Raw genomic sequence first — 24725 nt, 5'->3', positions numbered from 1 at the left:
CCCCTAACCCGTCCATCCCCCGAACGGCACCCGACCGGATGCGGACGGCGGGCGGTCGCGGTCGACTGCGGTTATGAGCACCGACCAGCCGCCGCCCGGCCAGCCGTCCGATGACGACCCGTTCCTCAAGAAGCCGCCGCAGGAACCGCCGCCGGGCGGAGAGGGCGGACCGGGCGGAGCAGGAGGACAGGGCGGCGCGGGCGGGGCCGGGGGACCGTACGGACCTGGCGGACCGGGCGGCCCCGCCGGACCGGGCGGCGGCGGCCCTTACGACGGCGGTCCCTACGGCGGCGGCCCCCCGTACGGCACCCCGCCCCCGCCCTACAGCGGCGGCGCCGCCGACCCGCTCGCCGGGATGCCGCCGCTCGCCCCCCTCGGCAAGCGCATCGTGGCCCGCATCATCGACGTACTGATCGTCGGCGTCCCGCTGTCCCTGCTCGGCTGGCTGCTCGGCATGTTCGATGCCTACAACGGCGACGACTGGGACGAGATCTCCACCCAGATGACCGGCGGCAAGTCACTGGCGTGGCAGCTCATCACCATGGCCGCGTACATCGCGTACGACGCCTACATGACCACCAGGAGCGGCGGCCAGACCGTCGGCAAGCGGCTCATGAACCTGCGCGTAGCGATGCTCAACAGCGGCATGGTCCCGGAGATCAGCGCCTCACTTCTGCGTTCCGTCGTGCTGTGGGTGCCTGCCCTGGTCTGCTGCTTCTGTCTCTGGTGGCTCATCAACCTGGTGATGGTGCTGGTCGACAAGCCCTACAAGCAGGGGCTGCACGACAAGGCGGGCAAAACCGTGGTCGTGTCAACCACGTGAGTGCGTCGGCACCCGCGCCCCGCTGACCGCTTCGGAGACGGCCGTACGGTCCGGCGTAGGACTCGCACTCCCGCGAGTCGTACACCGCACCGTACGCGCCGTCTTCGGCATGGGAACGGTCAGCGCGACCAGCACTCCCAGGGCGAGCGCCGCGAGCGCGATGACCGCGATGCCGATGCCGGAAGCGGTCTGGGAAAGGAGCAGCATGGCGAGCGTCGAGAAGATGACGGTGGCCGAACCGTAGGCACACTGTGCGGCAGTCGGACGCGGCATGGCGATATCCGTCCTCGGAGCAGCGATGGGGAGCAAAAAGGGTCTCTCGACCGGGCAACCGGGTCGCACTGTCGAGCGACTCTACGACGGTGACTGCCCGCACGGAACCGGCAGTAAGCGTGACCTAACCCACGGTGCCGGTGCATCGGGGGCGCACGGAGTCATTCCGTATCTCATCAGGTGAGATCGACGCGCCCTTCGAACCTGATCAAAGGTGTCCGGAATGCGGAAGTGGAAGTCTGCATAGTGCACTTGGGCTGCCCAAGTCAAGATCTGTCTTTTCTTCGGCAACTCCGGTCGAATGTCGTCACTTGAGACGCGTGTCGCGCGCGGAACCCCTCACATACGGTCCGTGTGACGCGGCCGCGGGGGAGGACATTCATCAAGTGACCACCAACAGAGGGCGGATCAGAGCCGCCGCCGTAGTCGTGGCCATGGCCGCGACCGCCGCGACGGCGTCGGCGTTCGCCACCGCTCAGGCCGACGACAAGTCGGCCGGCTCGGCAGGCATCGAGCGTCGTGACCCGGCGCCGGCCAAAGACCATGTCGAGCACGATCTCGAAGGCCCGTTCAGCGAGCAGCAGGACGCCGAGCGCCAGGCTGCGCTCGAACAGGTCATATCCGGGGACGCCACGGTGCAGCGCCGCGGCGGCTCCAAGGTCGTGAAGCTCGACGACAAGAAGTACGTCGAGCTCGGCCGGGAGAAGACCGACAAGATCTTCACGATCCTGGTGGAGTTCGGCGACAAGGTCGACAACACCACGATGTTCGACCCGGACGGCGACGGACCGAAGCCGCCCGTGAAGAAGTACGGGGGCGAGGCCGGACCGGCGCACAACCGGATAGCCGAGCCGGACCGTGCGCAGGACAACTCCACGGCCTGGCAGAAGGATTACAACCAGAAGCACTTCCAGGACCTGTATTTCGGTACGGGCAAGGGCAAGGACTCGCTCAAGACCTACTACGAGAAGACCTCGTCCGGCCGTTACTCGGTCGACGGCGAGGTCTCCGACTGGGTCAAGGTCGACTACAACGAGGCCCGTTACGGCTCCAACTACTGCGGCAGCAGCAACTGCTCCAACGTGTGGGACGCCGTCCGCGACGGCGTGACCGCCTGGACCGAGGCCCAGAAGGCCGCCGGCAAGAGCGACGCCGAGATCAAGGCGCAGCTCGCCAAGTACGACCTCTGGGACCGCTACGACTTCGACTCGGACGGCAACTTCAACGAGTCGGACGGCTACATCGACCACTTCCAGATCGTCCACGCGGGCGAGGACGAGTCGGCGGGCGGCGGCACGGAGGGCGAGAACGCGCTCTGGGCGCACCGCTGGTACGCGTACGGCACGGACGCCGGCAAGACCGGCCCCGCGAACAACCCGGCCGGCGGCGCCCAGATCGGCAAGACCGGCATCTGGGTCGGCGACTACACGATGCAGCCCGAGAACGGCGGCCTCGGCGTCTTCGCCCACGAGTACGGCCACGACCTGGGCCTGCCCGACCTGTACGACACCAGCGGCAAGGGCGACAACAACGTCGGCTTCTGGTCACTGATGTCGGCCGGTTCCTGGCTCGGCAAGGCCAAGAACGAAATCGGCGACCTGCCGGGCGACATGACGGCCTGGGACAAGCTCCAGCTGGGCTGGCTCGACTACGACAAGGCCAAGGCCGCGAAGAAGTCGACGCACAAGCTGGGCGTTTCGGCGTACAACACCAGGAACCCGCAGGCGCTCGTCGTCGAGCTGCCGAAGAAGCCCGTCACCACGACTGTCGTGAAGCCCGCCGAGGGCTCCAAGCAGTGGTGGAGCGACATGGGTGACGACCTCAAGAACACCCTGACGCGGTCCGTCGACCTCACCGGCAAGGCCAAGGCCGGCCTGTCGCTGCAGGGCTGGTGGGACATCGAGGCCGAGTACGACTGGCTGTACGCCGAGGTCTCGACCGACGCGGGCAAGACATGGGACGCCGTCGACGGCACCGCGGACGGCAAGGCGCTGCCGCGCGACGCCGCCGACAAGCCCGGCCTGACCGGTGAGGGCGGCGCGTACAAGAAGCTGGCGTTCCCGCTGGACGCGTACGCGGGCAAGAAGATCGACCTCCGCTTCCGCTACCAGACCGACGGCGGCGCGGGCGGCAAGGGCTTCGCGGCCGACGCCATCACGGTGACCGCGGACGGCGCCCCGCTGTTCACGGACAACGCCGAGGGCGACGACAACGGCTGGACCGCCAAGGGCTTCTCGCGCATCGGTGAGTCCTTCACCAAGGCGTACGAGCAGTACTACCTGGCCGAGAACCGCCAGTACGTGTCGTACGACAAGACCCTCAAGGCCGGCCCGTACAACTTCGGCTTCGCCACGACCCGTCCCAGCTGGGTCGAGCACTACCCGTACCAGAACGGCCTGCTGGTCTGGCTCTGGGACACCTCCCAGAAGGACAACAACACCAGCCAGCACCACGGCAAGGGCCTGATCCTGCCGGTCGACGCGCACGCCAAGCCGCTGAAGTGGGCGGACGGCAAGTTGATGCGGAACAAGATCCAGACCTTCGACTCGACCTTCAGCAAGTACCGGACGGACGCGTTCACGCTGCACAACGCGGACGTGCCGCTGGACCTGAAGTCGCAGAAGGGCGTCCCGGTCTTCGACGACCGTAAGGGGACGTACTGGTACAAGGAGAACCCGACCGCGGGTGTGGAGGTCCCTGACACCAACACCAAGATCTCGATCGTCAGCGAGCCGAAGAGTGGCTCGACGATGACGGTGAAGGTCGGCCCCTCCGCGAAGTACTGAGTTTTCTGGGGGACGCCCCCAGGCCCCCTGTATAACCGCAGGTCAAAACATGATCGGCCGTCGCCCTCTAGCGGGCGGCGGCCGTTCACGTTTAGATGCTCTTGCCCAGCTCTTATTGACACGACGTCTTACGGGGGATTGACAGGCATGTCCGGTGGTTATGTACGGCTCCCTGGCGGCAGTGTGGTCGTCGCTCTGACCCTGCCCAGCCCAGGGGGCGACGACGGCAAGGTCCGCGTCCTGGTCCACTCCGCGAACCGAGCCCGCGCCCTGACCAGGCTGCGGAATCTCGGACTGCGCGCCGTCTACCTGCGGGGCAACGCCCATCCCCCGACGCTGGACGAGATCACGGCGGTCCTGCACCATCCGGACGGCCTGCTGTGGCGCGCGGCGCCGCAGACGACCTCGGAGCTGTGGCACCCGATACGGGCGCTGCTCAGACCCGTACGCCCGGCGTGAGCACCGGCACGCCCGGCGTAGACGACGCGTAGGCCGGGGCGTGAGAACGGGTAGGCCGGGCGTGCGGACAGGCACGCCCGGCGTGAGGCGCCCGCGCCGGGCGTGACGTACGCCTAGACCACCGGCTTGCCCGACAGCTCCACGCCCGCCTCGCGCATCTCCTCCAGCGCCGCAGCCGTCGTCTCCTGCGAGACTCCGGCCGTCAGGTCGAGCAGCACATGCGTGGCGAAGCCCTCCCGCGCCGCGTCCAGCGCGGTCGCGCGCACGCAGTGGTCCGTCGCGATGCCGACCACGTCGACCTCGGTGACGCCACGCTCGCGCAGCCAGTCGGCGAGCCGGACGCCGTTCTCGTCGGTGCCCTCGAAGCCGCTGTACGCCGCGGCGTACGCGCCCTTGTCGAAGACGGCGGCGATGGCGCCCGAGGCGACGGCCGGCGCGAAGTTCGGGTGGAAGCCCACGCCCTCCGTACCGGCGACGCAATGCACGGGCCAGGAGTGGACGTAGTCCGGGCTGGCCGAGAAGTGGTCGCCCGGGTCGACATGGTGGTCGCGGGTGGCGACGACATGGCGGTAGCCGGCCGGGGCCTCGCCGATCAGGTCGGTCACGGCGGCGGCGACATCGGCACCGCCCGCCACCGCGAGGCTGCCGCCCTCACAGAAGTCGTTCTGAACGTCGACGACGATCAAGGCGCGGTGCATGGCGGGGGCCCTTCGGTGGGGGAGTGGCGGGGACGGGGTCGAGAGTGTTGAGGGTAGAGACTCCAACGGCCTTGTGGGAGGGGGCGATTGACTGATAGGGGGTCGGCCGGCCCCCTCATACGTACTCTGTCGGGATCACCGGCTCTCCCTTCGACAGCTGCACCGCGGACATGGGCAGCCCGCCGCGCGCGGCGATGTGCCGGTCGCGCACCTCGTCCAGCGGCTCCCTGGCGACCACCTCGCCGCCCTTTATCAGCTCGACGAGCAGCTGCCGGTCGGCCAGCTCCGCCGGGACCGGCCCGGTGCCGACGACCTCCGCCTCCGCGACGCCGTACGCGTCCGTCCTGCGCGCGGCCCACTTGCGGCCGCCCAGCGAGAACTTGCCGCCCAGGGACTTCTTCGCGACCGACTGGAGCGGCGCCTTGGGGTCCCCCGAGCGGGCCCTGGCGACCAACTTGTAGACCATGGAGCAGGTGGGGTGCCCGCTGCCGGTGACCAGCTGAGTGCCCACGCCGTACGCGTCCACCGGAGCCGCCGCCAGCGAAGCGATCGCGTACTCGTCGAGGTCGCTCGTCACCACGATCCTGGTCCCGGTGGCGCCGAGTTCGTCCAGCTGCTGCCGCACCCGGTGCGCGACCAGCAGCAGGTCCCCGGAGTCGATACGGACCGCGCCGAGCTCGGTCCCCGCCACCTCGACGGCCGTACGGACCGCCGCCGCCACGTCGTACGTGTCGACCAGCAGCGTCGTACCGCTGCCGAGCGAGGCGACCTGTGCCTGGAAGGCGTCGCGCTCCTTGTCGTGCAGCAGGGTGAAGGCGTGGGCGCTGGTGCCGACGGTGGGGATGCCGTACCGGAAACCGGCCGCCAGGTCCGAGGTCGAGGTGAACCCGCCGACATACGCGGCGCGCGCCGATGCGACGGCGGACAGCTCGTGCGTACGCCGGGCGCCCATTTCGATGAGCGGGCGCTCGCCCGCCGCGGCGGCCATCCGGGACGCGGCGGCGGCGATGGCCGAGTCGTGGTTGAGGATCGAAAGGATCACGGTCTCCAGCAGCACGCACTCGGCGAAGGTGCCCTCGACCCGCAGGATCGGGGAGCCCGGGAAGTAGACCTCGCCCTCCGGATAGCCCCAGATGTCGCCCGTGAAGCGGTACGAGGCGAGCCATTCCAGGGTCGGTTCGTCGACGATGCCCTGCTCGCGCAGGAAGCCCAGCACCCCCGCGTCGAACCGGAAGTTCTCCACGGCGTCCAGCACCCGCCCCGTGCCCGCCACGACGCCGTAACGGCGCCCGTCCGGCAGCCTACGGGTGAAGACCTCGAAGACCGAGCGCCGGTCGGCGGTGCCCGCCTTGAGCGCGGCCTGCAGCATCGTGAACTCGTACTGGTCGGTGAAGAGCGCTGTCGACGGCACATCCACCGGCAGCCCAAGGTCCGCAGTGTTCATACGGGGATGCTACCCCCAATCTCGTCAGAGTGACGATTTCTCCCGGGTCGTTTGTGCGATGGCCCCTGCGGAGTGGCAGCATGGGACGGGTGAGTGTCGCCCCCGTAGAGATCGAACGCCCAGAGTCGGCCGAGGAAACCTTCGCCGTCCCCGAACCCGACGTTCCTTGGGTGACCCTGGTCCACAACGACCCCGTCAATCTCATGAGCTACGTCGAGTACGTTTTCCAGTCCTACTTCGGTTACCCCAAGGACAAGGCCCACAAGCTGATGCTCGACGTCCATCACAAGGGCCGCGCCGTCGTCTCCAGCGGCAGCCGCGAGGAGATGGAGCGCGACGTGCAGGCGATGCACGGATACGGGCTCTGGGCGACCCTCACGCAGGACCGCGGCTGATGGCCGGGTACGCCGGGTACTTCGAAGAGGTCCCGGGCGGTGGCGTGGCCGTCGCCCTCGACGAGGTCGAGATCTCGATCCTGCGCAGTCTGGCCGTACAGCTCCTTGAGCTGGTCGGCCCGGGCGACCAGCCCGCCGAGGGCGAGGACCCGCTCGCCGCGCTGTTCGCGGAGGGCCCGAGCGAGGCGCCCTCCGACCCGGCGCTGGCCCGTCTCTTTCCCGACGCCTACGGCGACCCGCACGCGGATCCGGCGGAATCCGGGGTGTCCGAGGACGAGATGCGCGCCCGTTCGGCCGAATTCAGGCGTTTTACGGAGAACGATCTGCGGGCCCGCAAGCGCGAGAACGCCCTCGCGGTCGTGCGCAGCCTGGACTCGATGGCCGCGTCCGGCGAGGAGGTCGGCGTACTGAAGCTGCCGGCCGACGACTGCCCGCGCTGGCTCGGCACGCTCAACGATCTGCGGCTGACCATCGGCACCCGCCTGGAGGTCACCGAAGAGGACGAGAGCGGTGAGCTCTACCGGCTGCCGGACTCCGATCCGCGCAAGCCGATGGTGATGGCGTATCTGTGGCTCGGTGCGCTTCAGGAGAGCCTCGTCGAAACGCTTATGCCCTGACCTGTCGGGACATATCGAGCGCGATGTTCGCTCAACGGACGCTCAAATCCGGATAACGATCGCATTACCGCCGCCTGATCATTTGCCGCCCCAGGGGTTTTTCGTCCGCTTTTTCCCGTGGTGTGCGCCACAGGGGGCGCTGTGGATCTGTGGGGATCAATAGTGCAGCCGTGATAAATCTTCTCGACCGCCCGGTGGACGCCACCCCTGTCCGCCGGGTGCGCTGTGACCGGCCGACCGCCGGAAGCACTCCATCCACATCCGGGGGACTCCCCCAAAGGATCGTCACAGTCGATCCGAGCCCCCACGGCCGGATCGTCATGGAGAAAGGCGCGACCATGACCTCCTCTGCACAGGTCGACACGCACAAAAAGGACAACGAAGCCCCCGGCGGCCCGCCTGAAGAAGGCGGCGGCGAGGGTTATCAGCGCGGACTCGGCGCCCGCCAGATCCAGATGATCGCGATCGGCGGCGCCATCGGCACCGGCCTCTTCCTCGGTGCGGGCAAGGGCATCTCCATCGCGGGCCCCAGCCTGATCCTGGCGTACGCCCTGGCCGGCCTGGTCATCTTCTTCATCATGCGGGCGCTCGGCGAGCTCCTCATGTACCGCCCGGTCTCCGGCTCCTTCTCGGAGTACGCCCGCGAGTTCGTCGGCCCCTTCGCGGGCTTCGTGACCGGCTGGACGTACTGGCTCTTCTGGGTCGTCACCGGCATCACCGAGGTCACCGCGGCCTCGGAGTACATGCAGTACTGGACCAAGGGCACGGACGGCTGGACCGACCAGCCGCAGTGGGTCTTCGCCCTGATCTTCACGGTCCTCCTCTTCTGCGTGAACCTGATCTCCGTGAAGCTCTTCGGCGAGCTGGAGTTCTGGTTCTCGATGATCAAGGTGACCGCGATCGTCGGCATGATCCTGATCTGCGCCGGCATCCTCACCATCGGCTTCTCCGACGCCGGCGACACCGCATCGGTGACCATGCTCTGGGACCAGGGCGGCTTCTTCCCCAACGGCATCGGCCAGAGCCTGATGACCCTCCAGCTGGTCATGTTCGCCTTCCTCGCCGTCGAGCTGGTCGGCGTCACCGCGGGCGAGGCCAAGGACCCGAAGACCGTCCTGCCCAAGGCCATCAACACCGTCCCGTGGCGCATCGCCGTCTTCTACGTCGGCGCGCTGATCATGATCCTGTCGGTCGTCCCGTGGACCCACTTCCAGCCGGGCGTCTCGCCGTTCGTGGCGGCCTTCGAGAAGATGGGCCTCGGCGTCGGCGCGGCCATCGTCAACTTCGTGGTTCTCACCGCCGCGCTGTCCTCCTGCAACTCGGGCATGTACTCCACCGGCCGCATGCTGCGCGACCTCGCGCTCAACGGCCAGGGCCCGAAGTTCTTCACCAAGCTGACCAAGAACGGCCTGCCCCTCGCGGGCACGTCCTTCTCCGCCGCCCTGATGCTGGTCGGCGTGTGGATCAACTACCAGTGGCCGGGCGAGGCGTTCAACTACGTCGTCTCCTTCGCGACCATCTCCGGCATGTGGGCCTGGATCATGATCCTGGTCAGCCAGATCCGCTACCGCGCCAAGGCCGACCGTGGCGAGCTGCCGCAGTCCGCCTTCAAGGCCCCCGGAGCGCCGTACACCAGCTGGTTCGCCCTGCTCTTCATCGGCATGGTCGTCGTGATGATGGGCATCGACAAGGACGCGCGGATCTCGCTGTACTGCGCGCCGCTGTGGGCGCTGCTGCTCGGCGTCTCGTGGCTGGTGCTGAAGAAGCGGAACGCGAGCGTCTCCGCAAAGGCCTGAGCCTGACCGCTGTCCAGTATTCGGTCCCGCCCGTACCAACCTTCGGTACGGGCGGGACCCTTTGCTTATCCTGGGGCCCATGTTGACCCTTTCCCAGGCCCTGTACGACCAGATCGTCGCGCACGCACGCGCCGACCACCCCGACGAGGCCTGCGGGGTGGTCGCGGGCCCGGCGGGCACCGACCGGCCCGAGCGGTTCATCCCGATGCTCAACGCCGCCCGCTCGCCCACGTTCTACGAGTTCGACTCGTCCGACCTGCTCAAGCTCTACCGCGACATGGACGACCGGGACGAAGAGCCCGTGATCATCTACCACTCGCACACGGCGACCGAGGCCTACCCGTCCCGTACGGACATCAGCTACGCCAACGAGCCCGGCGCCCACTATGTCCTGGTCTCCACGGCAGACACCGACGACGCCGGCCCGTTCCAGTTCCGTTCGTTCCGCATTGTGAGCGGCGTGATCACTGAGGAAGACGTCAAGGTCGTACAGGGATAGTCAACTGCTCGTCGCTCCTGCGTACCGTCTACGGGGTATCGGCCGAGGTCAGCACGCATCCAACGGCCGGCACCCCGACCGTCTTCCACCTCCCGTGTCCATATAATGAACGTTTTTCGGTCACTATGTGAGATCACATACCCGGAAGCGGGTCGGGAATCTATACGATGACCGAATGGTTCCCCACGACGTGATTGAGACGACGCCGAGCACAGTGCTGCTTGTCGCGCGCCTGCACGTCGACCTGTGCCGGCTCGCCAGCGCGATCTGTACGCCCTGAGCCGCGGGCCCACCCCAGCACACGGCCGCACGCACCACGCAGCACCATGTAGTAGTACGCACCACATGCACGCCCCTGCGCGGGGGACGAACTGCCGCGCCCTTCACGCACGCCGCCCTCCTGACAGGAGTCGAAAGCCATGGCCATCGAGGTCCGCATCCCGACCATCCTCCGCACCTACACCGACGGCGCCAAGGCCGTCGAGGGCAACGGCGACACGCTCGCCGACCTCTTCAACGACCTGGAAGCGCGCCACCACGGCATCCAGGAGCGCATCGTCGACGGCGACCAGCTGCGCCGCTTCGTGAACGTCTACCTCAACGACGAGGACGTCCGCTTCCTGGACGGCATCTCCACGAAGCTCGCCGACGGCGACAGCGTCACGATCCTCCCGGCCGTCGCCGGCGGCATGGTCTGATGCGGTACGACTCCCCGCTGGCGGCGGTCGGGAACACCCCGCTCGTCCGCCTCCCGCGGCTGTCCCCCTCGGGCGAGGTCCGCATCTGGGCCAAGCTGGAGGACCGCAACCCCACCGGCTCGATCAAGGACCGCCCCGCGCTCCACATGGTCGAACAGGCGGAGAAGGACGGCCGCTTGACGCCCGGCTGCACCATCCTGGAGCCGACCAGCGGCAACACCGGCATCTCGCTCGCGATGGCGGCCCGCCTCAAGGGCTACCGCATCGTGTGCGTCATGCCGGAGAACACCTCCCAGGAGCGCCGCGACCTGCTCACCATGTGGGGCGCGGAGATCATCTCGTCCCCGGCGGCGGGCGGCTCCAACACGGCGGTACGGGTGGCCAAGGAACTCTCGGCCGAGAACCCGTCCTGGGTGATGCTCTACCAGTACGGCAACCCGGACAATGCGGGCGCCCACTACGCCACCACGGGCCCCGAGATCCTCGCCGACCTCCCCTCCATCACGCACTTCGTGGCGGGCCTGGGCACCACCGGCACACTCATGGGCGTGGGCCGCTACCTGCGCGAAAACGTCCCCGACGTCAAGATCGTCGCCGCCGAGCCGCGCTACGACGACCTGGTCTACGGCCTGCGCAACCTCGACGAGGGTTTCGTCCCCGAGCTGTACGACGCGTCGGTCCTGACCACGCGCTTCTCGGTCGGCTCTGCCGACGCGGTGACCCGCACCCGCGAACTCCTCCAGCAGGAGGGCATCTTCGCGGGCGTCTCGACGGGCGCGGCGCTGCACGCGGCGATCGGGGTGGGCCGGAAGGCGGTCAAGGCGGGGGAGACGGCCGACATCGTGTTCGTGGTGGCGGACGGCGGCTGGAAGTACCTGTCGACGGGCGTCTACACGGCGGAGACGACCGAGGCGGCCATCGAAACCCTGCAGGGCCAGCTCTGGGCGTAGGCGGCATGCGGACGCGCCTGCGGCGGGCTTTCCCCGACCCTTCCCCAAGCTCTCAACTTCGTTCGAGCAGGGGAGACCCCATTCTTCCCGAACTGGGGCAAGCCCCAGTTCGGGACGCCCTTGGGGGTCCCCCGGACGAAGTCTGGGGGAGTGCCCTCAAACGCCGGACGGGCTGGATTTTGCTGCGCCCGGCTGGATGTTGTTTGCTTGCCGCAACTCTCAGCCCCTCCAGCGTTTGAGGAGCGGGGCCCGGGGCAGCGCCCCGGTTCGGGAAGGGGCGGGGTGGGGAAAAGGCCCCGCGCAGCAGCCAGCCAGTCCGCCCACCCACCGCTGCCCACCCCGGCGCTGCCCACTCCCGCCAGGCCACGCCTAACCGCGGGCAAGGTGGCGAACCCCGTCCCAAACCTCGGGATCCGCCACCCCCACCCGGCGGCGGAACTCCCACACCTCCACCTCCCGCAGCTCATCCGTCTCCAGGAAGCTCGGCCGCCCCCGCGCATCCCCCACCGCCCCCGCCGGCAGCACGATCACGCCCGGCCGTTCTTCGCGGTGCTTGGTGGTGATCTTCGCGATGAGCGCACTGTCACCCCGTACGGAAAGGACCAGGCAGGGCCGGTCCTTCGACCCCGGCCCGTCCTCGTACGGCACATCCGCCCACCAGATCTCACCCGCCCGCGGCACCCGCTCCGGCGGCTTGCGACGCTGCCCCCGCGGCCCTTGCGGCGCCCTCTGCGCCGCCGTCCGCACCCTCGGCCGCCCCGGCGCACCCGGCGGACGCGTGCGCCCCCCGGGCCGCCGCCCCCGCCTGCGCCCGTCGACAACCGCCGCGACCAGCGCGATCATCACGACGCCGACCAGCGCCGACCACCAAGACGTATCCATGCGCCCGACCGTACCGGCGCTCCGCGCTCCTCGCGCGCTCCGCCCGAACCGGTGACAGAGCCGGTGACTTCCCCCACAACGACGGGCCATCGAGGAGCGACCAGGTCTTTCGCGCCTTACGCTCGACGAACCCGCACGAACCCTCCCCGTCCCTGCCACGGAGGTTCACGCTCCATGAAGCTCACCGTCGTCGGCTGCTCAGGGTCGTTCCCGTCCGCGGAATCGGCCTGTTCGAGCTACCTCGTAGAGGCCGACGGCTTCCGGCTGCTCCTCGACATGGGCAATGGCGCCCTGGGCGAGCTGCAGCGCCACGTCGGTCTCTACGACCTCGACGCCGTCTTCCTCAGCCACCTCCACGCGGATCACTGCATCGACATGTGCGGCTACTTCGTGGCGCGCTACTACCGCCACGACGGCGGCCGCCCCCCGGCGATCCCCGTGTACGGCCCGGAGGGCACCGAGCAGCGCCTCACCACGGCGTACGCCGACACCCCCACCGAGAAGTCGATGAGCGAGGTGTTCGACTTCCACACCCTCAAGCCGGGCACGTTCGAGATCGGCCCGTTCTCGGTACGTACGGAGAAGGTGGCCCACCCGGTCGAGACGTACGGCATCCGCATCCAGCACGGCGGCCGGACGCTCACGTACTCCGGCGACACGGGGGCCTGCGGCGCCCTGGACGAACTGGCGGAAGGCGTCGACCTGTTGCTGTGCGAGGCGTCGTTCACGTACGGCAAGGAGGACATCCCGGACCTCCACCTCAACGGCCGCGAGGCGGGTGAGCTGGCCGCGCGCGCGGGAGCGTCCCGGCTGGTCCTCACGCACATCCCGCCGTGGACGGACGCGCAGGTCAACCTGGCCGATGCGCGCGCGGTGTACGACGGACCGGCGGAACTGGCTGTCGCGGGCGCCGAGTACGAGATCTGAGCAGCCTGAGCAGCCTGAGCAGGACGAAGAGGGGCCCCCGGACCGACAGCGGTCCGGGGGCCCTCTCGTTGGTACGACCTGTGGCTTACTTCGCCTCGGCCTTCTGCAGCTCGGCGAGCTCGTCGTCGGACTCGCGGCCCGGCGTCGGAAGGTTGAACTTGGTGATCGCGAAGCGGAAGACCACGTAGTAGAGCGCCGCGAAGCAGAGACCGACCAGGGCCAGGCCCCACGGGTTGGACGCGATGCCCAGGTTGAGCAGGAAGTCCACCGCGCCGGCCGAGAAGCCGAAGCCGTCCTTCATGCCGAGCGCCCAGGTCAGCGCCATCGAGACACCGGTCAGCACTGCGTGGACGGCGTACAGCACCGGGGCGATGAACATGAAGGTGAACTCGATCGGCTCGGTCACACCCGTCACGAACGAGGTGAGGGCGAGCGAGAACATCATGCCGCCGATAACCTTGCGGCGCTCGGGACGGGCACAGTGCACGATCGCGAGGCAGGCCGCCGGGAGGGCGAACATCATGATCGGGAAGAAGCCGGTCATGAACTGTCCGGCGCTCGGGTCGCCCTGCAGGAAGCGGGCGATGTCGCCGCTCTTGCCCTCGTACGTACCGGCCTGGAACCAGGGGAAGGAGTTCAGCAGGTGGTGCATGCCGATCGGGATCAGCGCACGGTTGGCGACACCGAAGATGCCCGCGCCCACGGCGCCGGAGCCGACCAGCCACTCACCGAAGTTGTGCAGACCAGCGCCGAGGACCGGCCAGATCAAGCCGAAGATGATGCCGACGAAGAGGCCCGCGAAGGCGGAGAGGATCGGGACGAGACGGCGGCCGCCGAAGAAGCCCGCCCAGTCGGGCAGCTTGGTCCGGTAGAACTTCTGGTACAGGAGGGCGACGACGATGCCCATGACCACGCCACCGAGGACACCTGCGTTGACCGGCGCCTCGTTCATGACGATCTTGCCGTCGACGACAGCGGCGACCTTCGGCAGGTTGGGGTCGGTGAAGGTGGCGAGGACGTTCTTGAAGACCAGGTAACCGGCGACGGCCGCGAGAGCGGTCGAGCCGTCCGACTTCTTCGCGAAGCCGATCGCGATGCCGACGGCGAACAGGAGAGCCATGTTGTCGAGCAGCGCACCGCCGCCCGCCGCCATGTAGCCTGCGATCTTGGTGATGAAGGTCGGGAAGGACTCCCGGCCCAGCATGTCGGGCTGGCCGAAACGAACCAGCAGCGCGGCGGCCGGCAGCACGGCGACCGGCAGCATGAGGCTGCGGCCGATGCGCTGCATGACAGCCATCGCGCCTGCGCCCTTCTTCTTGGCAGCCGCGGGGGCGGCGCTGTCCGTGGACATCAATTCCTCCAGGGGGCAAAGGCGCCGCCAGGGGGAAATGGGGGACGGCGGCATCTCCGGGAAACGCAGCGCATTCGCCACGTGGTCTACACCACTCAGTGGTGTAGACCAGTTTTAGCACGGTGAAGGACAGATAAGGAACCCCCGATTCCATGCTCCTGGCCTATGCCTTCGTGATATCCCGCTCGATCTCCTCCCCCAATTCGTCCGGCTCCCGCCCCGGAGTCGGCAGATTGAACTTGGTGATCGCGAACCGGAAGATCACGTAATAGATGATCGCGAAGCCCAGGCCGATCGGAATGATCAGCCATGGTCTGGTCGCCAGGCTCCAGTTGATGACGTAGTCGATCAGTCCGGCCGAGAAGCTGAATCCGTCCTTCACGCCGAGTGCCCAGGTCACGGCCATCGAGACACCCGTGAGCACGGCGTGGATCGCGTACAGCACAGGGGCGATGAACAGGAACGAATACTCGATCGGCTCGGTGATGCCGGTGACGAACGACGTCAGGGCGACCGACAGCATCAGGCCGCCGACCTGCTTGCGCCGCCGTGGCTTGGCGCAGTGTGTGATCGCCAGGGCAGCCGCCGGGAGGGCGAACATCATGATCGGGAAGAAGCCGGTCGTGGACCAGCCCGCGGTCGGGTCGCCCGCCAGGAACATGTTGATGTCACCGTGCACCACCGTGCCGTCCGGCTTGGCGTACGTACCGAACTGGAACCAGATGGGCACGTTGAGGAACTGGTGCAGGCCGACGACCAGAAGTGCGCGGTTCGCGACGCCGAAGATGCCCGAGCCCCACGCGCCGAGCCCCACCAGCCAGTCGCTGAAGTCCTCCAGGGCGTCACCGATCGGCGGCCAGATCCACAGGCAGAGCGCGGCGAAGGCGATCGCGACGAACGACATGATGATCGGCACGAGCCGGCGCCCGTTGAAGAAGCCGAGCCAGTCGACCAGCTTCACGCGGTGGTAGCGCTGCCAGAACCAGGCGGCGAGCAGGCCCACGACGATGCCGCCGAAGACCCCCGGGTTCTGGTACGTGAACGCGACTACCGCGCCGTCGGCCGTCTGGCAGCCGGTCGGGACCGCCTTGGCGCCGCCCTCGCAGTCCTTGGGGAACTGACGCAGCACGTTGTAGTAGACGAGGAAGCCCGCCACCGCGGCCAGCGCCGTCGAGCCGTCCGACTTCTTCGCCATGCCGATCGCGACACCGACGCAGAACAGCAGGGGCAGACCAAGGCTTCCGTCGAGCAGCGCACCACCGGCACCGGCCATCACCTTCGCGACGTCGTTCCAGCCGAGACCGTCCTCACCGAACACATCGGGCTGACCGAGGCGGTTGAGGATGCCGGCCGCCGGAAGTACGGCGATGGGGAGCTGGAGGCTGCGCCCCATCTTCTGAAGCCCCTGGAAAAGCCCGCTCCACCAGCTCTTCTTCGGTGCGGCCGCGCCCGCAGCCTCGCTGGTCGAACTCATCGGGGTCCTCCCGGAGCTAGCGAGGTCTGGCGGGCATTGCATACTGGTGTAGACCAGTTGCGGTACGGTCCGGAGCTCGGCCGGAAGACGGGGCACCGGTGATCGCCATCATTCGGTACAGGGCAGTTACTCGCCCGTGAAGTTGGGCCAACCGTGAGTTACCGTGGCAAAGCGGCCACGGGTGGGCCGGGACTTCGTGCTTTGGACAACAGGGAGAAAGACATGGCCAGCAAGGCTGAGAAGATCGTCGCCGGCCTCGGCGGTATCGAGAACATCGACGAGATCGAAGGCTGCATCACCCGCCTCCGCACCGAGGTCCTCGACCCGAGCAAGGTCGACGAGGCCGCACTGAAGGCCGCAGGCGCCCACGGCGTCGTCAAGATGGGCACCGCGATCCAGGTCGTCATCGGCACCGACGCCGACCCGATCGCCGCCGACATCGAAGACATGATGTGACCCACCCGGCCTGCCCCTGACTCAAGCCCGGTTCACGGCCTAGTCACCGCCGTCTCACCGCAAGGGGCCCGTTCCGGCCACCGGAACGGGCCCCTCACGCATGCACGGCCACCGGCTAGGCTCGGCACCATGTCTCGAATCGACGGCCGCACCCCCGATCAGCTCCGCCCGGTCACCATCGAACGCGGATGGAGCAAGCACGCCGAGGGCTCCGTCCTCATCGCCTTCGGCGACACCAAGGTCTTCTGCACCGCCTCCTTCTCCGAAGGCGTCCCGCGCTGGCGCAAGGGCAGCGGCGAAGGCTGGGTCACCTCCGAGTACTCGATGCTGCCCCGCTCCACCAACACCCGCGGCGACCGCGAATCCGTACGCGGCAAGATCGGCGGCCGCACGCACGAGATCTCGCGCCTCATCGGCCGGTCCCTCCGCGCGGTCATCGACTACAAGGCCCTCGGCGAGAACACGATCGTCCTGGACTGCGACGTCCTCCAGGCCGACGGCGGCACCCGCACCGCCGCGATCACCGGGGCATACGTTGCCCTGGCCGACGCGGTCGCGTGGGGCCAGGCCAAGAAGCTCATCAAGCCCGGCCGCAAGCCGCTCACCGGTACCGTCGCCGCCGTCAGCGTCGGCATCATCGACGGCGAACCGCTCCTCGACCTCTGCTACGAGGAGGACGTACGCGCCGAGACCGACATGAACGTCGTCTGCACCGGCGACGGCCGCTTCGTCGAAGTCCAGGGCACCGCCGAGGCCGAGCCGTTCGACCGCAAGGAACTGAACGCCCTCCTCGACCTCGCCACCGGCGGCTGCGCCGACCTCACCGCGCTCCAGACCGAGGCCCTCCAGGGCTGAGGCAGGGCCGAGCAACCGCGTACGCGCCCCACGCGTCGTAACGAATACGGGCGTACGGACAAAACCGTGCGCCCGTCCGCACTTCCACTTCCGGGAGGGACCGTTCCATGGCCTCGCGCCTCCGCACCGCACTCGCAATATCCGCCACCTTGCTCACGCTCACCGCAGCGTCCGGCTGCGGCGCTGTGGACAAGGCGCTGGACTGCGTCCAGACCGCCGACTCCATCGCGAACAGCGTCGACAAGCTGACGGAGGCCGTTTCCAGTGCGGCCGACGACCCGCTGAAGGCGGAAAAGGCCCTCGACGACATCGACAAGGAACTGAACGACCTCGGCGACAAGACCGACAACGCCGATCTCGACAAGGCCGTCGACGACCTCAACAAGGCCGTGGACAACGTCCGCAAGGCCATCGAGGACGGCGACAGCACCCCCGACGTGAGCCCGGTCACCGACGCGGCCAAGGAAATCGGCAACGTCTGCACGTCGTAAATACTGGTGGCATGACGCGCCTGATCCTCGCCACCCGCAACGCCGGGAAAATCACCGAGCTCCACGCGATCCTCGCCGACGCAGGTCTCACCCATGACCTCGTCGGCGCGGACGCGTACCCCGACATCCCCGACGTCAAGGAAACCGGCGTCACCTTCGCCGAAAACGCCCTGCTCAAGGCCCACGCCATGGCACAGGCCACCGGCCTCCCGGCCGTCGCCGACGACTCGGGCCTGTGCGTGGACGTCCTGAACGGCGCCCCCGGCATCTTCTCCGCCCGCTGGTCGGGCACCCACGGCGACGACGCCGCGAACCTCAACCTGCTGCTGGCCCAGCTCGCGGACATCGACGACGCCCACCGAGGCGCCCACTTCGCCTGCGCGGCAGCCCTGGCCCTCCCGGACGGCACGGAACGCGTAGTAGAGGGCCGCCTCATGGGAACCCTGCGCCACACCCCGTCGGGCACGGGCGGCTTCGGCTACGACCCGATCCTCCAGCCGGACGGCGAGACGCGCACATGCGCGGAGCTGTCGGCGTCCGAGAAGAACGCGATCAGCCACCGGGGCAAGGCGTTCCGTGCCTTGGTTCCGGTGGTCCGGGAACTGTTGGGCTGAGCCCAAGCACGTCGAAGGCCCCGTACGCATGTCGTACGGGGCCTTCGTGTTGGTGCGGCCGGTGGGATTCGAACCCACACGAGCTGTGCTCACCCGGACCTAAACCGGCGCGCGTCTGCCTTTCCGCCACGGCCGCGTGTCCTGCCTCATCGTAGCGGCCCGGCTGAGGGAACGGATTTTTTTGGAACTAGCCTTGCTGCCGACGGGCTCCTCCTCGGCACCAGGTGCTAGTGATCGCATGACAGTTGGGGCACAGCAGCCGCAGGTTCTGTCGGCGGTCATCACTCCAGTCGCCGTTGATGTGGTCGATCTCCAGCGTCATGGGGCGCCCGTGCCATTCGGGCGGCGTCCCGCAGCTGTCGCAGCAGTCCGGAACGCCGATCTCGCGAAGCGCACGACGCAAGATCTTGGTTGTCGTGCGTCGCTTCCCTTCGTGGTGCACGAGCACGTCCTCGGCGGCAAGAGCGGGAACGGTCCCTGGCTTCCCGCGCTGATGTGCCTGACCCAGGAAGTGCGAGGTGTCCAGTCCTGCTTCGCGAATCCACGTTTTGAGGGACTGCCTCCAGCCAAAGCTGTCGGGCCGGTCGAGGTGTCGCAGAGTCTCCGCCAGTGATGTCGACGCGGTAACCGCGTCCCGTAGGGAGTCCTCATCCGGCATCTCATGGCGCGTGTAGGGCCGCAGCTTGAAGTGGGAGACGTCGATCCCGTACGCGGAGAAGCGGCGCATCAGGTATTGCCTGAGTCGGGGATCCGGTGACCTGTCGTCGAAGCGCAGGATGACCTCGTCGATGTCCTTGCACTGCGCAGCAGCAACCATCAGGACCTCGCGCGTGTAGCGGATGACGCTGGTCATCGGCGGCCCTTGCCGCGACCGCGGTACGTGTCCGTCGTCGAGTGGCAGTTGGGACAGAGGAAGCGCAGGTTCTCTCGCTGGTTGTTGCGCCAGTTGCCGTCGATATGGTCGACCTCAAGGGGGAGTGGCTCACCCTGCCAGGTGGCCTCGATGCCGCACAGAGCGCAGTGCTCCTCGCGCCCCGCCTCCAGAAGTGCGCGCCGCAGCCGGGTGTTTTGGACCCTGGTGGCATTCGGGGACCTGTCCTCGCAGAGGATCTCCTCGGCGGATCGGCGTCGGCGGTTGTGTCGCGTCCGCTCCGTCCTCGAAGAAGGCGCGAAGTGCGAGGTGTCTATGCCGAACGCCTTCACCTTGCGGCTGATGTGGGTGTGATGCCCGCCCACGACCTCAAGCCCGAGGCGCCGTAGCACCTCGGACATGTTCTTCGAGAGAGCGACGACGTCCTCCAGGACCTCCTTCGTCCACTTCACTCCCTCACGCTCGAAGTGTGACGTGTCCAGCCCCAGCTTCCGCATGCGGTCGTGCAGATACCGCCGCGACGAACTCTTCGGGTCTACACCAAGTTTGGTCAGTGCCTCGGACAGCGTCCTCGAAGAGTTGGCCGCCTCCACGAGGCGTTCATGGGTGTATGGGCTTACCGGCATGGTTCCCCTCCGTATCCGGCCGCACGTTCGCAGCCTCGTACGGAGTAACGAACCGAATATCGGATGGTCACGTCCACAATGCGGAATGGCCCGCCCCGCTTGTCGTGGTGCGGGCCATTCCGGAAAGGGTCTCAGACGCCAAGGTCCTTGATGATCTTCGCTACGTGGCCCGTCGCCTTCACGTTGTAGAGCGCGCGCTCGATCCTGCCGTCCTCGTCGACGACGAACGTCGAGCGGATCACGCCCACCACCGTCTTGCCGTACAGCTTCTTCTCGCCGTACGCGCCGTACGCCGTGAGGACTTCCTTCTCCGGGTCGCCGACCAGGGTGACCTTGAGGTCCTCCTTGTCGCGGAACTTCGCGAGCTTCTCCGGCTTGTCGGGCGAGACGCCGATGACGTCGTATCCCGCCCCGGCCAGCAGGTCCAGGTTGTCGGTGAAGTCGCAGGCCTGCTTGGTGCAGCCGGGGGTCAGGGCGGCAGGGTAGAAGTAGACGATGACCTTGCGGCCCTTGTGGGCGGCGAGGGAGATCTCGTTGCCGTCCGCGTCGGGCAGGGTGAAGGCGGGGGCGGGGTCGCCGGGCTGGAGTCGCTCGCTCATCAAGGTCTCCTCGTGCGGTGCGCGATGGGTGCGGGATATGGGAACGAAATTAGGATTACGCCCTTGAGCGTAATGGGGGTGCCGTGGGGTGTGTGACGGCCCGAGCTGACAGACTGTCGACGAAGAACTACCGGATTCGGCCCACGACCACGGAGGCAGCGCAGTGTCGGATGCCAGGACCCCTGCGCAGATCGAGGCGGACATCAAGAGCCGGCGCGACCAGCTGGCCGTCACGCTCGACGAGATCGGTGTGCGGCTGCACCCGAAGACGATCGTCGGTGACGCGAAGGCGAAAGTCGCCTCGACCGTCGACCGGACCGCGGGCCGTGCCCTGGTCGCGGCGAACCGGGCCGTGTCCGACGTCAAGGCGCAGTTCGTGTCCGAGGACGGGGCCCCGCGTCTTGAGCGGCTCGTACCGGTGGCACTGGTGGCCGTGGGGATCGTGGGACTGTGCGCGCTGTCGGCACGCCGCAGGCGGGGCTGACCCAGCGGCGTACGACGGGCCACGGCGTACGACGAGCCCGTGGGCAGGTAGGTTCGGGGCGTGAGCGAGAACCCCACACACGACAAGCTGCCCATCCGCATGCTGCACGACCGGGTCCTGGTCAGGTCCGACACCCCCGAGGGCGAGCGGCGCTCGGGCGGCGGCATTCTGATTCCGGCGACCGCGGCGGTCGGCAAGCGGCTGGCCTGGGCCGAAGTGGTCGCGGTCGGCCAGAACGTACGGACCGTGGTGCCGGGCGACCGGGTGCTGTACGACCCGGAGGACCGGGCGGAGGTCGAGGTGCGCGGCATCGCGTACGTGCTGATGCGCGAGCGCGATTTGCATGCGGTGGCTTCCGAGCGGGTCTCTGAGGACTCCACGGGCCTGTATCTGTAGCGGTACGGGATCTGTAGCGGTGCGGGCGGTAAGGGCCGGTGACCAGAGTCACCGGCCCTTACGTCTGCGCCTTGCTATCTTGGAAGCACCCCGACGAGACGCGCCGTACCGGGTGAAATCGCAAAGACGACGCTCCCCGTTGATTCCGCGTTTCGCTTCGGAGGTGCCGTCCGTCATGGCTTGGGTTCTGCTTGTCGTCGCTGGTCTGCTTGAGGTGGGCTGGTCGATCGGGATGAAGTACACCGACGGTTTTACGAGGCTCTGGCCCAGTGTTTTCACGGGTGCGGGGATCGTTGCGAGCATGCTGCTGCTGTCGCACGCGGCCAAGACGCTGCCGATCGGTACGGCGTACGGCGTGTGGGTCGGTATCGGTGCGGCGGGCGCGGCTGTGCTGGGCATGGTGGTGCTCGGTGAGCCGGCCACTGCGGCCCGGATCTTCTTCGTCTGTTTGCTGCTGGTGGCGGTGGTGGGGCTGAAGGCGACGTCCGGGCATTAAGGGCGTGTCCGGCGGATCATGCCTGGGCCGCGGGGCTTGGCACGCACATCTGCGGCGTTGTCGTCGGTCGGCGATGCTCCGCGTCGCCTCCCTCCTCCGCCTTGCAGCTGCACGCACCAGGCCCCGCTCACCAGCACAGAGAACGTGCCGCACCCTGAAGCCGGCCTGATCCGCCGGACACGCCCTGGCGGGCGCTCAGACTGCCGTCACTCGCGGCCCCGTCCGCCCCCGAGCAGCCCGTCCGTGGGCGACGACCCCGTCGTGCCGCCCCAGTCCGTCTCTTCGCCCTCGGTGTCACCCGTACCGCCCGTGTCGGTGGTCACCCCGCCGGTGTCCGTCGTACCTCCGGAGTCCGTCGTGCCGCCGGTGTCGGTGGTCATGCCTCCGGTGTCCGTCATGCCTCCGGTTTCTGCCGTGCCGCCGGTGCCGGTCGTCGCCCCGCCCGTGTCGGTCATGCCGCCCACCGCCCCGTCGTCCGGGCTGCTCGGCGACTCGCTCGTTGCCGGCGGGGTCTCCTCCGGTTCCCCCGTGCCCGGCTGCTCGGACGACGGGGGAGCCACCGGCTCTTCCGCGCCCTCCGCCAACTCCAGGTCGAAGTCCCGCACCTCCTTGTCCTGGAGGGCGGCGGCCGTGAACTGGCCCCAGATCTCGGCGGGCGCCCCGCCGCCGTTGATGCGGGGCAGGCCGAGCGCTCCGTACAGCGGCGTCTGCACGCCCGTGTCCGGGTCCTGGCCCATCACCGCGACGACCGTCGCCAGGTCGGGCGTGTACCCCGCGAACCATGCCGCCTTGTCCTCCTCGGCGGTGCCCGTCTTGCCGGCGGCGGGGCGGCCCGCGGACTGGGCCGCCGTGCCGGTGCCGCCGTCGACGACGCTCCGCAGGATCGCGGTCGTGGTGTCGGCGGACTGGCGGTTCACGGCCGGCTGCGCGCTCTCCATCGGGAGTCCGACGTTCTGCCCGTTCTTGGTGACCTTTTCGACGATCGAGTACGTGCCGTGCTCGCCGTGGTTGGCGAGCGTCGCGTACGCCTTCGTCATGTCGAGGACGCTGGCGGTCGCGACGCCGAGCGCGATGGACGGGTAGGCGTCGAGGCTGGGGGTGTTGGAGGGGAGACCGAGGTTGACGGCCGTCTCCTTCACGTTGGACGGGCCGACGTCCTGCGCCATCTGCGCGTACACCGAGTTGACGGACTTGTCGGTGGCGGTGCGGACGGTCACCGGGCCGTACGTGGCCTGGTCCTCGTTCTCGGGGGCGTAACCCGTCGCTCCCTCCGGGCCCTGCACCATCCGCTTGTTCGTGCCGTCGTAGACCGTGTTCGGGGTGATCGGGCGGCCGTCCTGCGTGGTGGAGCCGTTCTCGACGGCCGACGTGAAGACGAACGGCTTGAAAGTGGAGCCGACTTGGTAGTCACGGCGCGTCGCGTTGTTGACGTACTGCTTCGTGTAGTCGATGCCGCCGTACATCGCGACGACCTTGCCGGTCTTCGGGTCGATGGACGCCCCGCCGACGCGCACATTGCGGTCGGCCCTGCGGTCCTTGCTGGTCTTCGACATCACCTTGTCGTCCACGGCCTCGGCGAAGGCGTCCTGCTTCTCCTTTTCGAGGGTGGTGGTGATGCGGTAGCCGCCGGTGGCGAGCGTGTCCTCGTCGATGATCCCGTTGCTGGTGAGGTAGTCCTCGACGGCCTGCACGATGTAGCCGCGCTGCCCGGACAGGCCGGACGCGGGCTTGGCCACCTGCGGCATGGGGAACTTCATCGCGGCGCGGTCGGCGGGGCCGAGCCACTTCTCCTTGACCATGCCGTCGAGTACGTAGTTCCAGCGGGCCATGGCCTGCGGCTTGTTCTCGGGGTGGGTGGCGACGTCGTACGCGCTGGGGGCGTTGAGGAGCGAGGCCAGGTAGGCGCCCTGCGCGGTGTCGACGTCGTCGATGTCCTTGCCGTAGTACGCCTGGGCGGCGGCCTGGATGCCGTACGCGTTGCGCCCGAAGTAGCTCGTGTTGAGGTAGCCCTCGAAGATGTCGTCCTTGCTCTCCTCGCGGTTGAGCTTGATCGCGATGAAGAACTCCTTCACCTTGCGGCTGACCGTCTGCTCCTGGCCGAGGTAGTAGTTCTTGACGTACTGCTGCGTGATGGTGGAGCCGGACTGCTTGCCCTTGCCGGTGAGGGTGTTCCAGCCTGCGCGGACCATCGCCTTGGGGTCGATGGCGGGCTCGGAGTAGAAGTCCCGGTCTTCGGCGGCGAGCACGGTGTGCTGGACGGTCTTGGGGACGTGGGCGAGGGTGGTGTTCTGGCGGTTGACCTCGCCGTCGCGGGCGAGCTGGGTGCCGTCGGCGTAGAGGTAGACGTTGCTCTGGGAGGTGGCGGCGCTGTTGGCCGGCGGGATCTTGACGAGCGTGTAACCGGCGACGAAGGCACCGCACAGCAGCAGCGCCAGCAGCAGGAACGTGCCGAGCAGCGTCCGCCAGGTGGGGATCAGACGGCGCAGGCCGGTGCGCCGTCGTCTGCCCGGCATATCCCTTTTGCTGGATCTGGCGGCCTTGGTGGCCTGGCCGGGGACCGGGGCGGAGGGATCCCGGGGTGCCCAGCCCTGGGGCTGCTGCTGTGGGTCGTCGCTCATGTACGTGGAGACTCTCTGGCCGGGGCCAGAGGTTCGCTCTCCGGCGTAACGGTGTCGTATCGGGTGATTCAGGCAGTATCCCCATAGTGCACTCCCGCGCGGGCGACCCCCGTGAACCCCGCCCTTAAATGCGTCGCGGTGGGCGAC

The 24725-nt window shown here is 68.2% G+C and carries 28 protein-coding genes, 1 tRNA gene and 1 riboswitch; of the genes, 18 read left to right on the top strand and 11 right to left on the bottom strand.

Annotation, left to right across the window (positions count from 1 at the left end):
* Window positions 1–73: 73 nt before the first annotated feature.
* Window positions 74–823 carry an RDD family protein gene (locus PXH83_RS10260; protein WP_274559084.1) on the top strand — a complete coding sequence of 250 codons (750 nt, stop codon included), beginning with the start codon at window positions 74–76 and terminating at the stop codon, window positions 821–823.
* Here PXH83_RS10260 and PXH83_RS10255 read toward each other — a convergent pair.
* The gene (locus tag PXH83_RS10255) at window positions 812–1096 is read right to left on the bottom strand and encodes a hypothetical protein (protein ID WP_274559083.1); all 285 of its coding nucleotides are present in this window, start codon (window positions 1094–1096) and stop codon (window positions 812–814) included. The two genes, PXH83_RS10260 and PXH83_RS10255, sit on opposite strands and share 12 nt — an antisense overlap.
* A gap of 434 nt (window positions 1097–1530) precedes the next feature.
* Here PXH83_RS10255 and PXH83_RS10250 point away from each other — a divergent pair, with 434 nt between their 5' ends.
* Window positions 1531–3882 carry an immune inhibitor A domain-containing protein gene (locus PXH83_RS10250; protein ID WP_274562754.1) on the top strand — a complete coding sequence of 784 codons (2352 nt, stop codon included), beginning with the start codon at window positions 1531–1533 and terminating at the stop codon, window positions 3880–3882.
* Window positions 3883–4029: 147 nt separating this feature from the next.
* Window positions 4030–4341, top strand: a complete 312-nt coding sequence (locus tag PXH83_RS10245; protein WP_274559082.1) for a hypothetical protein — start codon at window positions 4030–4032, stop codon at window positions 4339–4341.
* Window positions 4342–4454: 113 nt separating this feature from the next.
* Here PXH83_RS10245 and PXH83_RS10240 read toward each other — a convergent pair whose 3' ends face one another.
* Together PXH83_RS10240 and PXH83_RS10235 are read right to left on the bottom strand one after the other, a co-directional pair.
* Window positions 4455–5039, bottom strand: coding sequence for an isochorismatase family protein (locus PXH83_RS10240; RefSeq protein ID WP_274559081.1), 585 nt, complete (start codon window positions 5037–5039; stop codon window positions 4455–4457).
* A 115-nt stretch (window positions 5040–5154) separates the two neighbouring features.
* A complete protein-coding gene (locus PXH83_RS10235; RefSeq protein ID WP_274559080.1) occupies window positions 5155–6483 on the bottom strand; it encodes a nicotinate phosphoribosyltransferase in 1329 nt (442 codons plus the stop codon).
* 80 nt (window positions 6484–6563) lie between these two features.
* On the opposite strand from PXH83_RS10235, the gene clpS reads away from it, so the two are divergent.
* The 7 genes from clpS (at window position 6564) to PXH83_RS10205 (ending at window position 11438) form a co-directional block, all read left to right on the top strand.
* Complete coding sequence (gene clpS / locus PXH83_RS10230) at window positions 6564–6878, top strand: ATP-dependent Clp protease adapter ClpS (RefSeq protein WP_274559079.1); 315 nt, start codon at window positions 6564–6566, stop codon at window positions 6876–6878.
* Window positions 6878–7495: a DUF2017 domain-containing protein gene (locus PXH83_RS10225; protein WP_274559078.1), complete on the top strand. Its 618-nt coding sequence runs from the start codon at window positions 6878–6880 to the stop codon at window positions 7493–7495. Before clpS ends, PXH83_RS10225 begins: the two co-directional genes overlap by 1 nt.
* A gap of 338 nt (window positions 7496–7833) precedes the next feature.
* Window positions 7834–9291: an amino acid permease gene (locus tag PXH83_RS10220; protein ID WP_420803142.1), complete on the top strand. Its 1458-nt coding sequence runs from the start codon at window positions 7834–7836 to the stop codon at window positions 9289–9291.
* 79 nt (window positions 9292–9370) lie between these two features.
* Complete coding sequence (locus PXH83_RS10215; protein WP_274559076.1) at window positions 9371–9790, top strand: M67 family metallopeptidase; 420 nt, start codon at window positions 9371–9373, stop codon at window positions 9788–9790.
* Between the two features lie 175 nt (window positions 9791–9965).
* Window positions 9966–10070: a putative leader peptide gene (locus PXH83_RS32325; RefSeq protein ID WP_338054706.1), complete on the top strand. Its 105-nt coding sequence runs from the start codon at window positions 9966–9968 to the stop codon at window positions 10068–10070.
* Window positions 10071–10209: 139 nt separating this feature from the next.
* Window positions 10210–10488: a MoaD/ThiS family protein gene (locus PXH83_RS10210; RefSeq protein WP_274559075.1), complete on the top strand. Its 279-nt coding sequence runs from the start codon at window positions 10210–10212 to the stop codon at window positions 10486–10488.
* On the top strand, window positions 10488–11438 hold the full coding sequence (locus tag PXH83_RS10205; protein ID WP_274559074.1) for a PLP-dependent cysteine synthase family protein: 951 nt from the start codon (window positions 10488–10490) through the stop codon (window positions 11436–11438). The genes PXH83_RS10210 and PXH83_RS10205 overlap by 1 nt, the downstream gene beginning before the upstream one ends.
* Before the next feature lie 369 nt (window positions 11439–11807).
* Here PXH83_RS10205 and PXH83_RS10200 read toward each other — a convergent pair whose 3' ends face one another.
* Window positions 11808–12320 carry a type II toxin-antitoxin system PemK/MazF family toxin gene (locus PXH83_RS10200; RefSeq protein ID WP_274559073.1) on the bottom strand — a complete coding sequence of 171 codons (513 nt, stop codon included), beginning with the start codon at window positions 12318–12320 and terminating at the stop codon, window positions 11808–11810.
* A gap of 174 nt (window positions 12321–12494) precedes the next feature.
* On the opposite strand from PXH83_RS10200, the gene PXH83_RS10195 reads away from it, so the two are divergent.
* On the top strand, window positions 12495–13247 hold the full coding sequence (locus tag PXH83_RS10195) for an MBL fold metallo-hydrolase (RefSeq protein ID WP_274559072.1): 753 nt from the start codon (window positions 12495–12497) through the stop codon (window positions 13245–13247).
* 85 nt (window positions 13248–13332) lie between these two features.
* On the opposite strand, the gene PXH83_RS10190 is transcribed toward PXH83_RS10195, so the two are convergent.
* Together PXH83_RS10190 and PXH83_RS10185 are read right to left on the bottom strand one after the other, a co-directional pair.
* On the bottom strand, window positions 13333–14598 hold the full coding sequence (locus PXH83_RS10190) for a PTS transporter subunit EIIC (RefSeq protein ID WP_274559071.1): 1266 nt from the start codon (window positions 14596–14598) through the stop codon (window positions 13333–13335).
* 163 nt (window positions 14599–14761) lie between these two features.
* Window positions 14762–16072, bottom strand: a complete 1311-nt coding sequence (locus tag PXH83_RS10185) for a PTS transporter subunit EIIC (protein ID WP_274559070.1) — start codon at window positions 16070–16072, stop codon at window positions 14762–14764.
* 222 nt (window positions 16073–16294) lie between these two features.
* Between PXH83_RS10185 and PXH83_RS10180 the strand changes: the two genes are divergently transcribed.
* From PXH83_RS10180 to rdgB, 4 genes are all read left to right on the top strand, one after another.
* Complete coding sequence (locus PXH83_RS10180; protein ID WP_093800669.1) at window positions 16295–16528, top strand: PTS sugar transporter subunit IIB; 234 nt, start codon at window positions 16295–16297, stop codon at window positions 16526–16528.
* 129 nt (window positions 16529–16657) lie between these two features.
* Window positions 16658–17383, top strand: a complete 726-nt coding sequence (rph, locus tag PXH83_RS10175) for a ribonuclease PH (protein WP_274559069.1) — start codon at window positions 16658–16660, stop codon at window positions 17381–17383.
* A gap of 107 nt (window positions 17384–17490) precedes the next feature.
* Window positions 17491–17874 (top strand): hypothetical protein, encoded by a 384-nt coding sequence (locus tag PXH83_RS10170; protein WP_274559068.1) that lies wholly within the window; start codon window positions 17491–17493, stop codon window positions 17872–17874.
* 11 nt (window positions 17875–17885) lie between these two features.
* On the top strand, window positions 17886–18488 hold the full coding sequence (gene rdgB, locus PXH83_RS10165) for an RdgB/HAM1 family non-canonical purine NTP pyrophosphatase (protein ID WP_274559067.1): 603 nt from the start codon (window positions 17886–17888) through the stop codon (window positions 18486–18488).
* A 50-nt stretch (window positions 18489–18538) separates the two neighbouring features.
* On the opposite strand, the gene PXH83_RS10160 is transcribed toward rdgB, so the two are convergent.
* The 4 genes from PXH83_RS10160 to bcp all read right to left on the bottom strand — a co-directional run bounded on the left by PXH83_RS10160 (window position 18539) and on the right by bcp (window position 20584).
* Window positions 18539–18624, bottom strand: a tRNA-Leu gene (locus tag PXH83_RS10160).
* Window positions 18625–18675: 51 nt separating this feature from the next.
* Complete coding sequence (locus PXH83_RS10155) at window positions 18676–19341, bottom strand: HNH endonuclease signature motif containing protein (RefSeq protein WP_274559066.1); 666 nt, start codon at window positions 19339–19341, stop codon at window positions 18676–18678.
* Window positions 19338–19985, bottom strand: coding sequence for an HNH endonuclease (locus PXH83_RS10150; RefSeq protein ID WP_274559065.1), 648 nt, complete (start codon window positions 19983–19985; stop codon window positions 19338–19340). Before PXH83_RS10150 ends, PXH83_RS10155 begins: the two co-directional genes overlap by 4 nt.
* A 131-nt stretch (window positions 19986–20116) precedes the next feature.
* Entirely contained in the window at window positions 20117–20584 is a 468-nt protein-coding gene (gene bcp, locus PXH83_RS10145; RefSeq protein ID WP_274559064.1) for a thioredoxin-dependent thiol peroxidase, read from the bottom strand.
* 163 nt (window positions 20585–20747) lie between these two features.
* On the opposite strand from bcp, the gene PXH83_RS10140 reads away from it, so the two are divergent.
* The 3 genes from PXH83_RS10140 to PXH83_RS10130 all read left to right on the top strand — a co-directional run bounded on the left by PXH83_RS10140 (window position 20748) and on the right by PXH83_RS10130 (window position 21960).
* Complete coding sequence (locus tag PXH83_RS10140) at window positions 20748–21068, top strand: DUF3618 domain-containing protein (protein WP_274559063.1); 321 nt, start codon at window positions 20748–20750, stop codon at window positions 21066–21068.
* Between the two features lie 60 nt (window positions 21069–21128).
* Entirely contained in the window at window positions 21129–21464 is a 336-nt protein-coding gene (locus PXH83_RS10135) for a GroES family chaperonin (RefSeq protein WP_274559062.1), read from the top strand.
* 68 nt (window positions 21465–21532) lie between these two features.
* A riboswitch (guanidine-III (ykkC-III) riboswitch) is annotated at window positions 21533–21600 on the top strand.
* 39 nt (window positions 21601–21639) lie between these two features.
* A complete protein-coding gene (locus tag PXH83_RS10130) occupies window positions 21640–21960 on the top strand; it encodes a DMT family transporter (RefSeq protein ID WP_028811654.1) in 321 nt (106 codons plus the stop codon).
* A gap of 206 nt (window positions 21961–22166) precedes the next feature.
* Here PXH83_RS10130 and PXH83_RS10125 read toward each other — a convergent pair whose 3' ends face one another.
* Window positions 22167–24578 carry a transglycosylase domain-containing protein gene (locus PXH83_RS10125; RefSeq protein ID WP_274559061.1) on the bottom strand — a complete coding sequence of 804 codons (2412 nt, stop codon included), beginning with the start codon at window positions 24576–24578 and terminating at the stop codon, window positions 22167–22169.
* Window positions 24579–24725: the final 147 nt, after the last annotated feature.

It is taken from the genome of Streptomyces spiramyceticus (assembly GCF_028807635.1).
Taxonomy (GTDB): domain Bacteria; phylum Actinomycetota; class Actinomycetes; order Streptomycetales; family Streptomycetaceae; genus Streptomyces; species Streptomyces spiramyceticus.
Note: the sequence above shows the minus strand (reverse complement) of the source record. Positions and strands in the feature narration are given on the sequence as shown.

Bases quoted from the DNA above. Each gene is read 5' to 3' on its own strand.
- PXH83_RS10260 (WP_274559084.1), top strand. From the start codon at position 74: ATGAGCACCGACCAGCCGCCGCCCGGCCAGCCGTCCGATGACGACCCG.
- PXH83_RS10255 (WP_274559083.1), bottom strand. From the start codon at position 1,096: ATGCCGCGTCCGACTGCCGCACAGTGTGCCTACGGTTCGGCCACCGTC.
- PXH83_RS10250 (WP_274562754.1), top strand. From the start codon at position 1,531: ATGGCCGCGACCGCCGCGACGGCGTCGGCGTTCGCCACCGCTCAGGCC.
- PXH83_RS10245 (WP_274559082.1), top strand. From the start codon at position 4,030: ATGTCCGGTGGTTATGTACGGCTCCCTGGCGGCAGTGTGGTCGTCGCT.
- PXH83_RS10240 (WP_274559081.1), bottom strand. From the start codon at position 5,039: ATGCACCGCGCCTTGATCGTCGTCGACGTTCAGAACGACTTCTGTGAG.
- PXH83_RS10235 (WP_274559080.1), bottom strand. From the start codon at position 6,483: ATGAACACTGCGGACCTTGGGCTGCCGGTGGATGTGCCGTCGACAGCG.
- clpS (WP_274559079.1), top strand. From the start codon at position 6,564: ATGGGACGGGTGAGTGTCGCCCCCGTAGAGATCGAACGCCCAGAGTCG.
- PXH83_RS10225 (WP_274559078.1), top strand. From the start codon at position 6,878: ATGGCCGGGTACGCCGGGTACTTCGAAGAGGTCCCGGGCGGTGGCGTG.
- PXH83_RS10220 (WP_420803142.1), top strand. From the start codon at position 7,834: ATGACCTCCTCTGCACAGGTCGACACGCACAAAAAGGACAACGAAGCC.
- PXH83_RS10215 (WP_274559076.1), top strand. From the start codon at position 9,371: ATGTTGACCCTTTCCCAGGCCCTGTACGACCAGATCGTCGCGCACGCA.
- PXH83_RS32325 (WP_338054706.1), top strand. From the start codon at position 9,966: ATGGTTCCCCACGACGTGATTGAGACGACGCCGAGCACAGTGCTGCTT.
- PXH83_RS10210 (WP_274559075.1), top strand. From the start codon at position 10,210: ATGGCCATCGAGGTCCGCATCCCGACCATCCTCCGCACCTACACCGAC.
- PXH83_RS10205 (WP_274559074.1), top strand. From the start codon at position 10,488: ATGCGGTACGACTCCCCGCTGGCGGCGGTCGGGAACACCCCGCTCGTC.
- PXH83_RS10200 (WP_274559073.1), bottom strand. From the start codon at position 12,320: ATGGATACGTCTTGGTGGTCGGCGCTGGTCGGCGTCGTGATGATCGCG.
- PXH83_RS10195 (WP_274559072.1), top strand. From the start codon at position 12,495: ATGAAGCTCACCGTCGTCGGCTGCTCAGGGTCGTTCCCGTCCGCGGAA.
- PXH83_RS10190 (WP_274559071.1), bottom strand. From the start codon at position 14,598: ATGTCCACGGACAGCGCCGCCCCCGCGGCTGCCAAGAAGAAGGGCGCA.
- PXH83_RS10185 (WP_274559070.1), bottom strand. From the start codon at position 16,072: ATGAGTTCGACCAGCGAGGCTGCGGGCGCGGCCGCACCGAAGAAGAGC.
- PXH83_RS10180 (WP_093800669.1), top strand. From the start codon at position 16,295: ATGGCCAGCAAGGCTGAGAAGATCGTCGCCGGCCTCGGCGGTATCGAG.
- rph (WP_274559069.1), top strand. From the start codon at position 16,658: ATGTCTCGAATCGACGGCCGCACCCCCGATCAGCTCCGCCCGGTCACC.
- PXH83_RS10170 (WP_274559068.1), top strand. From the start codon at position 17,491: ATGGCCTCGCGCCTCCGCACCGCACTCGCAATATCCGCCACCTTGCTC.
- rdgB (WP_274559067.1), top strand. From the start codon at position 17,886: ATGACGCGCCTGATCCTCGCCACCCGCAACGCCGGGAAAATCACCGAG.
- PXH83_RS10155 (WP_274559066.1), bottom strand. From the start codon at position 19,341: ATGACCAGCGTCATCCGCTACACGCGCGAGGTCCTGATGGTTGCTGCT.
- PXH83_RS10150 (WP_274559065.1), bottom strand. From the start codon at position 19,985: ATGCCGGTAAGCCCATACACCCATGAACGCCTCGTGGAGGCGGCCAAC.
- bcp (WP_274559064.1), bottom strand. From the start codon at position 20,584: ATGAGCGAGCGACTCCAGCCCGGCGACCCCGCCCCCGCCTTCACCCTG.
- PXH83_RS10130 (WP_028811654.1), top strand. From the start codon at position 21,640: ATGGCTTGGGTTCTGCTTGTCGTCGCTGGTCTGCTTGAGGTGGGCTGG.
- PXH83_RS10125 (WP_274559061.1), bottom strand. From the start codon at position 24,578: ATGAGCGACGACCCACAGCAGCAGCCCCAGGGCTGGGCACCCCGGGAT.